Annotated in this window: 5 protein-coding genes; 3 read left to right on the forward strand and 2 right to left on the reverse strand. The window is 69.0% G+C overall.

The genetic code is table 11. From position 1 onward, the window contains the following. Nucleotides 1-10 precede the first annotated feature (10 nt). Together AB0F98_RS15985 and AB0F98_RS15990 are read right to left on the reverse strand one after the other, a co-directional pair. Entirely contained in the window at nucleotides 11-2,131 is a 2,121-nt protein-coding gene (locus AB0F98_RS15985) for a UvrD-helicase domain-containing protein (protein ID WP_357735110.1), read from the reverse strand. Between the two features lie 675 nt (nucleotides 2,132-2,806). Continuing rightward, nucleotides 2,807-3,265, reverse strand: coding sequence for a VOC family protein (locus AB0F98_RS15990; protein WP_357735113.1), 459 nt, complete (start codon nucleotides 3,263-3,265; stop codon nucleotides 2,807-2,809). A gap of 279 nt (nucleotides 3,266-3,544) precedes the next feature. Here AB0F98_RS15990 and AB0F98_RS15995 point away from each other — a divergent pair, with 279 nt between their 5' ends. The 3 genes from AB0F98_RS15995 to AB0F98_RS16005 all read left to right on the forward strand — a co-directional run bounded on the left by AB0F98_RS15995 (nucleotide 3,545) and on the right by AB0F98_RS16005 (nucleotide 7,873). Further along, nucleotides 3,545-5,392: a glycoside hydrolase family 15 protein gene (locus tag AB0F98_RS15995; protein ID WP_357735116.1), complete on the forward strand. Its 1,848-nt coding sequence runs from the start codon at nucleotides 3,545-3,547 to the stop codon at nucleotides 5,390-5,392. A gap of 306 nt (nucleotides 5,393-5,698) precedes the next feature. Further along, nucleotides 5,699-6,406, forward strand: coding sequence for a VOC family protein (locus AB0F98_RS16000; protein WP_357735119.1), 708 nt, complete (start codon nucleotides 5,699-5,701; stop codon nucleotides 6,404-6,406). 162 nt (nucleotides 6,407-6,568) lie between these two features. Then, nucleotides 6,569-7,873, forward strand: a complete 1,305-nt coding sequence (locus AB0F98_RS16005) for an alpha/beta fold hydrolase (RefSeq protein ID WP_357735122.1) — start codon at nucleotides 6,569-6,571, stop codon at nucleotides 7,871-7,873. Nucleotides 7,874-7,922: the final 49 nt, after the last annotated feature.

Genomic DNA, 7,922 nt, shown 5'->3' on the forward strand with positions numbered 1-7,922 from the left:
GTGACGATCGCTAGGTGAGCACCAGCTGTCCGAGCTCCTGGGTGCATCGGGTGAGCGCTACGTAGAGCCCGTTCCAACCACGCGGCTCAGCGGCGATGCCCTCCGGGTCGACGACTAGCGTCGCATCCCATTCCAGGCCCTTGGACTGAGTCGCGGTCAGCACCGGCGCATCGTCCAGCACGGCCACGAGTTCGGCGATGCGGTCGGCGGGGGCGATGACGCCGACCGTGCCGCCGCGCCACCGCTGCTGCAGCTGTCGCAGAGCTTCGGTGGCGGCGTCGGCAAGCTCGGCGGGCGCGATGGTGAGCACCCAGGGGGCGATGCCGGAGGAACGTACCGCCCGTGGCGGCGCGTTGTGGCTGCCGGCTTTCTTCAAGACGGGTTCGGTGAGGTCCATGACCTCACGTGGTGTCCGGTAGCAGATGGTCAGTTCCGCAGCCGTCCAGCGGTCTCCGAAAGCGGCCTGCACCGCCTGTGCCCAGCTGGTGTGCCGGTGTGCTGCCTCCGCCTGGTCGATGTCACCGACCGCGGTGATGGAACGACTGGGACAACGCCGCAGGACCATCTGCCACTGCATCTCGGACAGCTCTTGCGCCTCGTCGATGACGACATGGCCGTACACCCAGTCGCGCTGCCGGCGAGCATGGTCGGCGACGAACTCGCCCTGTGGTTGCGGGGCTTCGACGTCGCCCAGCAGGTCGGCGACCGCGTCGAGCAGGGGGATGTCGCTCGATGCCCACGGTGTGGGCTCGGCCGAGACAGCGGTGATCTCCTCCGCCGACAACTGCGTCGCGAACCGGGCCAGCAGGGTGCGGTCGGTCAGGAGGTCACGCAGCAGGGTCTCGGCGTCGAGGGTGGGCCACCATGCCTCGATGAACCGCGCGATGGTGGCGTTCTCCGCGATGCGGTGACGAAGGTCCTCTATCTCCTCTTCGGAGAGCAATCCGTCGACGTCGCTGCCGCTGGGCCCGCTGCCGACCTGGTCATGCTGCATGCTCTTGTCGACGCGGGCGAGGATGTCCTCGAAGCCCTCTTCCATCTCGTTCATCAGCGCCTCGCGCTGCTCGACGACGGCTTCGGCAAGGATATGGTGCAGCTGCTCGGCGAACGCCTGGCGGGCGCGGTGGTACGGGCGTCCCTGCACCGCCGAGGCGAGCGCCTGTGCCACCGTTGTGGCTGCGATGACGTAGAACTCGCCCTCCCAGCGCAGCTTCAACTCACGGGGCCGGGGTAGCAGCGACGCGATGTAGTTTTCGAGCGCGGGCTGCCACAGGGCACGGCCCTTGATTTCGGCGAGAAGCCGGCTCTCGTCGCGGCCCACGCGGATGCCGGGCAGCAGGGTGTCGCAGGTCGCCGAGACGACAGCGGTCTCACCGAGCGCGGGCAGCACCTGGGCGATGTACTGGAGGAACCGCGGCGAGGGACCGAGGACCAGGACCGCCTGCTCGGCCACCTTCGGGTGGGCGAACAGCAGGTAGGCGACGCGGTGCAGGGCAACCACGGTCTTGCCGGTGCCGGGACCACCCTGAACGATCAGCGGGCCGGTCGCGTCGGCCCGGATGATGTCGTCCTGTTCGCGTTGCAGCGTGGAGATCGCCGTCGACATGCGGCCGGTGCGCCGCTGGTCCAGGGCGGCCAGCAGGGCTCCTTCGCCGACGAGTTCCGCCGTCGTGGTCCCGTCCAGCGGCTCGTCGTCCACGCCGACGACGACCGATCCCGTCGTGCGTACGTGGCGGCGCCGCGCCTGACCCTGTGGGTCGACAGCCGTCGCGGTGTAGAACGGCCTCGCTGCGGGGGCGCGCCAGTCCACCAGCAGCGGCTCACCGTCCTCGCCGTCGGCGCGGAGACCGACACGGCCTATGTGTCGAACGGTGCCGTCAAGGCCGTCGAGGCGGCCGAAGACCAGACCTTCCCGCGCTCGCCGCAGCTCCTCGTACTGCCGGCGGAGCATGCGCAGCCGCGCCCGTCCCAACGCGTCCAGGGCGTCTGAGGAAAGCTCGGCCTGCAGGTGGTCGGCAAGCGTGTCGCGCCGGGCGAGGGCCAGGTCGAGAAACTCCTGTTCCTCGGCGACTGCGGATCGGCGTGCGACGCCCTCGGCCGTCGAGGTTGACGATTCGCCGTTTGGTGTCATTTCGCTGACGCCAGCAGTGCCGTTGTCAAGAGCAGAATTCCGGCGCATCCGCAAATCCTTGTATTGGTGCCGTCCCTCGGCCCGGCTGACCGCGGGGATTCCGGCGGCAAGCATAGGGGTGACTCCTCCTCGTCGGCCAGGAAACCTGTCGGCGGAGATGGGAATCTCAACACCTTGCAGTTCGGGGACAGTTTGTGGCCTCACCCCATCTTGATTTGCCTATTGACAGTTCAGTCCTTGTCTGACCTGGATGTCGACGGTGACGGTGCTCGTGGCGGCACTCGACCATCGTGTGGATGTCGGCCAGGCCGGGACCACGGATGATTCGACCCAGCCGCAGGGGGCACCTCCTGCGACTGTCGGCGCCGGCGGCCACCCCCACGGTGCTGCGGCACCTCGCCGGACTCCCGAACTGGCCCGCGAATCCGCCACGAAAGTGGCCCACACAGCAGGGACGCCCACGCCGCCGGCGAGTCTACGGAACGGATCATCCCAGCTCGACGCCGGTAGCGAGTCGAAGCGCACCGTTTACCCGGTCCGCTCGGCGCCGAAGCCGGTGGAAGATCAGGCACCCGTCGTTGTTGGGCGGGGTTTCAGCCCGGAACCGGCGATTGGCCATGATCTTCGCTGGCGGTCGTCGCGATCAAGGAATGGCCCCGACTCGGGGAAATCGGCCTAGCCGAGCTGCCGGCGAGATTCTCGCTCCATCATCGCGTTGAAGCGTTCATCGCGCTCCCCTTCCGGGCGGCGGGCGGTGTAGACGATCCGGTAGCCGTCCGGGTCGGTCAGCTGCAGGTCGCGAGTGTTCCACGGCGTGTCGGCCGGTCCGTCCACCACGCCACCGCCGTGCGCGCGAGCCCGCTCAGCGATCGCATCCAACTGCTCGGCCGTGGCCATGAAGCTCACGGTCCAGTCACCGCCAACCGGCGGCACTCCGCTGCGCAGCAGAATGTCCTGGTACCGCCAACGGCGAAGATGCACCAGTACCGGCGCGCCGTCGGGGCCGGGCAGCGTAAATAGTGAAATGAAGTCAAGCCCGTTGACGTACCAGTCGACGGTGCGGTCAAGATCCGCGACCGTGAACGTGACGAACGCCGGCATGCCGTAGATGTCACGCGTGACCTCGGTGTTCATGTCATCCATGCGGCGACCATAAAGACTGACGTGACGTGAGGCTCAAGCACGGCGTGCGGAGGGCGACCAGGCCGGGAGTGCTGCGGCGGCGGCAGGTGCTGCGGCGCCCACCAGGTCGACCGCCGTGACGCCTGCCGGCGCGTCCCAGACGGCACCATCGAGACCGACCGCGGCCACATCACCGAACGCGCGAGAGGGTGGCTGACCACGAATCGGGCCGAACTCGACAAATCGTCGCCTAGGTTACTGCCCAGGAGACTGTCGAGACCGGGGGGCGACGTGGAGAGCTATCCGGCGATCGAGGATCACGGGCTCATCGGCGACCTGCAGACCGCCGCGCTGGTGACGTGCGACGGAACGGTCGACTGGTTCTGCGCACCGCGCTTCGACTCGCCGAGCATCTTCGCCGCGCTGCTCGACCGCGAGCGGGGCGGCTACTTCCGCGTCGCCCCGCACGACGTCCAGTACGTCACCAAGCAGCTCTACCTGCCCGGCACGCCGATCCTGATCACCCGGTTCATCAGCGCGGACGGCGTCGCCGAGGTGACGGACTTCATGCCGGTCACCGGCGAGCGCGCCACCGACTCGCACCGCCTGGTCCGCATGGTCAACATGGTGCGAGGCACCATGCGCTTCCGCGTGGAGTGCCGACCCCGGTTCGACTACGCCCGGGAGAGCCACGAGCTGGAGCGCCACCCGACCGGTTACCTGTTCCGCAGCCCGTCGTCGACACTCACCTTCAACCCGGTCGACCCGGTGCGGCAACTGTGGGCCCAGACCGGGGACGTCCGCATCGAGGGCGGCGACCTGATCGCGTACGGCACGCTCAACGAGGGTGACACCGGCGGGGTGGTCCTGGAGACGGGCGGCACGGAACCCCGGTTCTTCCCACCGGACGAGGTCGAGGGCATGCTCGAGTGGACCCGCGACTACTGGCGGCGCTGGGTCGAACGCTCCCGCTACACCGGTCGATGGCGCGAGATCGTCGAGCGCTCGGCCATCACGCTGAAGCTCATGACGTACGCGCCGACCGGCGCGATGATCGCCGCGCCCACCGCCGCGCTGCCCGAGCTGATCGGCGGCACCCGCAACTGGGACTACCGCTACACCTGGGTACGCGACACGTCGTTCTCCGTGCACGCGCTGCTCGGCCTCGGCTTCACCGAGGAGGTCAGCCGGTACATGAACTGGCTCGACGAGCGGATCCGCGAGGCCGGTGACCACCAGAATCCTTTGAAGATCATGTACCGGGTCGATGGTTCCTCGGATCTGCACGAGGAGGTGCTCGACCATCTGGAGGGGTACCGAGGGTCGAGCCCGGTGCGGATCGGCAACGGCGCGGCCGACCAACTCCAGCTCGACATCCACGGCGAGGCCCTGTACGCCATGCATCTCGCCGACGAGCAGGGCATCCGCGTCTCGCACCAGGTGTGGAAGAGCACCGTCCGGCTCGTCGACTGGCTCTGCGAGAACTGGGACCAGGCCGACGCCGGCATCTGGGAGAGCCGCCACCACCCCCGCAACTACACGTTCGGCCGGGTGATGTCCTGGGTGGCGATGGACCGGGCGATCCGCCTCGCCACCCGCACCGGCCGCCCCGGCGACATCAAATGCTGGACCGAACAACGCAACCGGATCTACGACCAGGTCATGGCCCGTGGATATCACCGGGGACGCGGCAGTTTCGTGCAGGCGTACGACGAGAACATGCTGGACGCGGCGCTGCTCGCCATGCCGGCGGTCGGCTTCGTGACGCCGAGCGACCCCCTCTGGCAGTCCACCCTCGACGCCATCGAACGCGAACTGGTCTCCGACAGCCTGGTCCACCGGTACGACCCGATCCACTCCCCCGACGGCCTGCCCGGGCACGAGGGCACCTTCAACATGTGCACGTTCTGGTACGTCGAGGCGCTGGCCCGCGCCGGTCGCCTGGACGACGCGCGGCTCACCTTGGAGAAGATGTCCACCTTCAGCAACCACCTCGGCCTGTACGCCGAGGAGATCGCTGCGACCGGCGAGCAGATCGGCAACTACCCGCAGGCGTTCAGCCACCTCTCCCTGATCAACTCAGCGCTGACACTGAACGACCTTCTTGACGCCGAAGCCGACGCCCGGCGACGCCGGTAGCGCGACCGCAGCCCGAGACGATTGCGAATGGCCGCCGCTAGGGAAGCTGCAGCCTCGACGCCGCGTAAGGTCCGCCCACCGGTCATGACCAGGATGAGCAGGAAGCTTCCCCACTTGGCGGGACCTTGCCGTCGTAGGCACTGACCGCCCGCCGAGCACTCCCGAGTGACGGCAGCCGAAACCGCCCGAGGCGATCCGAACGGTGGGGTGGGGTTGTTGGAAGGTACCGGCAGGGCAGGGGCAGGTTCGCCTCGCCCGCCGACTAATCACCTTGCTGCCCTACCGGCCGCTGCCTACCGTGTGGTGATGACCTCGCGACTGCTGACAGTGACCTTCGATGCGCAGGACCCGGCCCGCCTGGCGCAGCTCTGGGCCGGGATGCTCGGCCGGGAGGTCATCGAGGACACCGGTGGCACCTTCCTGCCCGGCGGGGACACCCAGCTCGGCCTCCGGTTCGCCTCGAACGCCGAGCAGCAGGAGGGCCCGAGCCGCAGCATGCACCTGCACCTGACCAGCGCCCGCCCGGACGACCAGGAACACACGGTGGCGAAGGCCCTGGGGCTCGGCGCCAGCCACCTCGACGTCGGACAGCGCCCCGAGGAGGGACATATCGTCCTGGCAGACCCCGAAGGCAACGCGTTCTGCGTGATCGAATCGGGCAACAAATTCCTCGCCGGATGCGGCCCGCTCGGGGAACTCGCCTGCGACGGCACCCGCGAGGTCGGCCTCTTCTGGAGCGAGGCGCTGGGCTGGCCGCTGGTGTGGGACCAGGATGAGGAGACTGCGATTCAGTCACCGCACGGCGGCACGAAGGTCGCCTGGGGAGGCCCACCCGTGCACCCGAAGAAGGTGCCGAACCGGCAGCGCCTCGAACTCACCCCGCACGGTGGCGACCAGCAGGCGGAGGTCGACCGGCTGATCTCCCTCGGAGCCACTCGCCTCGAGGTCGGCGAGGACGGCACCGTCGTGCTGGCCGATCCCGACGGCAACGAGTTCTGGGTGCGAGGAAACTGACCACAGCGCGGTCGGGCTGTCGTCCCGGAGGGAGCCCACGTGCGGGCAACTCGAACAGGACGCTGGACAGGCATCGTCGTGGCCGGCGCTCTGTGCGCCACGCTGGGCTCCGCGGCACCGCTCGCCCCGATGGACCCTGGGTTCACCGCGGCGATTTCATCGATGAGTACGCCCGTCCGGACGGCACCCCGGCTCGCGGAGCCACAGCCCTGTGCCGACATCACCGGCTTCACCTGCTCGTACCTGACCGTGCCGCTGGACCGTCACGGAGGCACGCCGGAGACGCTTCGGTTGCGGGTCGCCACCGCCGACAACACCGCCGCACCTCGTGGCGTCCTCCTGCTGCTCACCGGCGGGCCGGGACAAGCGGGTGCCAGCCTGCTTCCACGACTTCGTCAGCGCTTCGCTCACCTGCTCGACGACTACCGGCTCGTCATGATCGATCAGCGGGGCACCGGCGCGGACGCGCTCACCTGCGAGCCGCTGCAGGCCGAGGTGGGCGCATCCGATGTCACCGTGCCGACACCCGAAGCGGTACGGGCGTGTGCGCACCGGCTCGGAGCAGACCGTGACTTCTACACGACCGCGGACACTGTCGCCGACCTGGAGGACCTGCGCCGGGCACTCGGCGTACCACACTGGACGCTCGACGGTGTCTCCTACGGATCGTTCGTCGCACAGCACTACGGGCTGACGTTTCCGGACCGGGTAAGCCGGATGGTGCTCGATTCGGTCGTGCCGCAGGACGGACCCGACGCGCTGTACGCCGCCAGCCTGCGCCGCACCGGGTGGATGCTGCGCCAGGCATGCCAGGAACAGAGCTGCGGCTTCGACCCGGCCAAGGCATTGGCCGACGTCGTACGCCGCCACGGCAACAGCGTCGGCGTCTTCAACCTGATGGTGACCGCGAGCATCACAGATCCGAAGCTCACCGGCGCGGGCTTCCCCCCGGTGCTGGCGCTCCTGCGCCGGGCCGCCCAGGGGGATCCGGCCCCACTCCGCGAGGCCGTCGCCGAGTTGCGGAGCGGCGGCGGCACGTCCGCCGAGCAGTACAGCGCGGGCCTGCACCTGGCGACACTCTGCGCGGACCTGGTGCACGCACCGTGGGGAGACTCGACGACGACGCCGCAGCACCGGGAACTGGCCATCGACGAGACGGCGCGGAAGCTACGTACCGATCAGGTGTGGCCGTTCGAGCCGCGGACGGCGGTCGGACACGGTGTCGTTCAAGGCTGCCGGCACTGGCCGCCGTCCCGCGCGAACCCGCAGCCACCGAACCCGCACCTGACCATGCCCGTGCTCCTGATCAACGGTGATCGGGACCTCTCCACACCACTCGAGTGGGCGGCCGCGCAGGCGGCCCGCACGCCACGGGGCAAGCTGGTGACCATCCCGGGGATGGGTCACTCGATCCAGGGCCGCAACCCGGTCGGTGATCAGGCCGTGCGTGACTTCCTGCTGTCCTGAGCCGCCCCCACGTCCATCGCCCGGCGCGGGCTATTCGGCCACATGTCCC

It is taken from the genome of Micromonospora sp. NPDC023737, from assembly GCF_040639715.1.
GTDB lineage: Bacteria > Actinomycetota > Actinomycetes > Mycobacteriales > Micromonosporaceae > Micromonospora.

What these genes read in the sequence shown, in the direction of transcription:
- AB0F98_RS16005 (WP_357735122.1), top strand. Translation starts at nt 6,569, where the DNA reads ATGAGTACGCCCGTCCGGACGGCACCCCGGCTCGCGGAGCCACAGCCC.
- AB0F98_RS15990 (WP_357735113.1), bottom strand. Translation starts at nt 3,265, where the DNA reads ATGAACACCGAGGTCACGCGTGACATCTACGGCATGCCGGCGTTCGTC.
- AB0F98_RS16000 (WP_357735119.1), top strand. Translation starts at nt 5,699, where the DNA reads ATGACCTCGCGACTGCTGACAGTGACCTTCGATGCGCAGGACCCGGCC.
- AB0F98_RS15985 (WP_357735110.1), bottom strand. Translation starts at nt 2,131, where the DNA reads ATGACACCAAACGGCGAATCGTCAACCTCGACGGCCGAGGGCGTCGCA.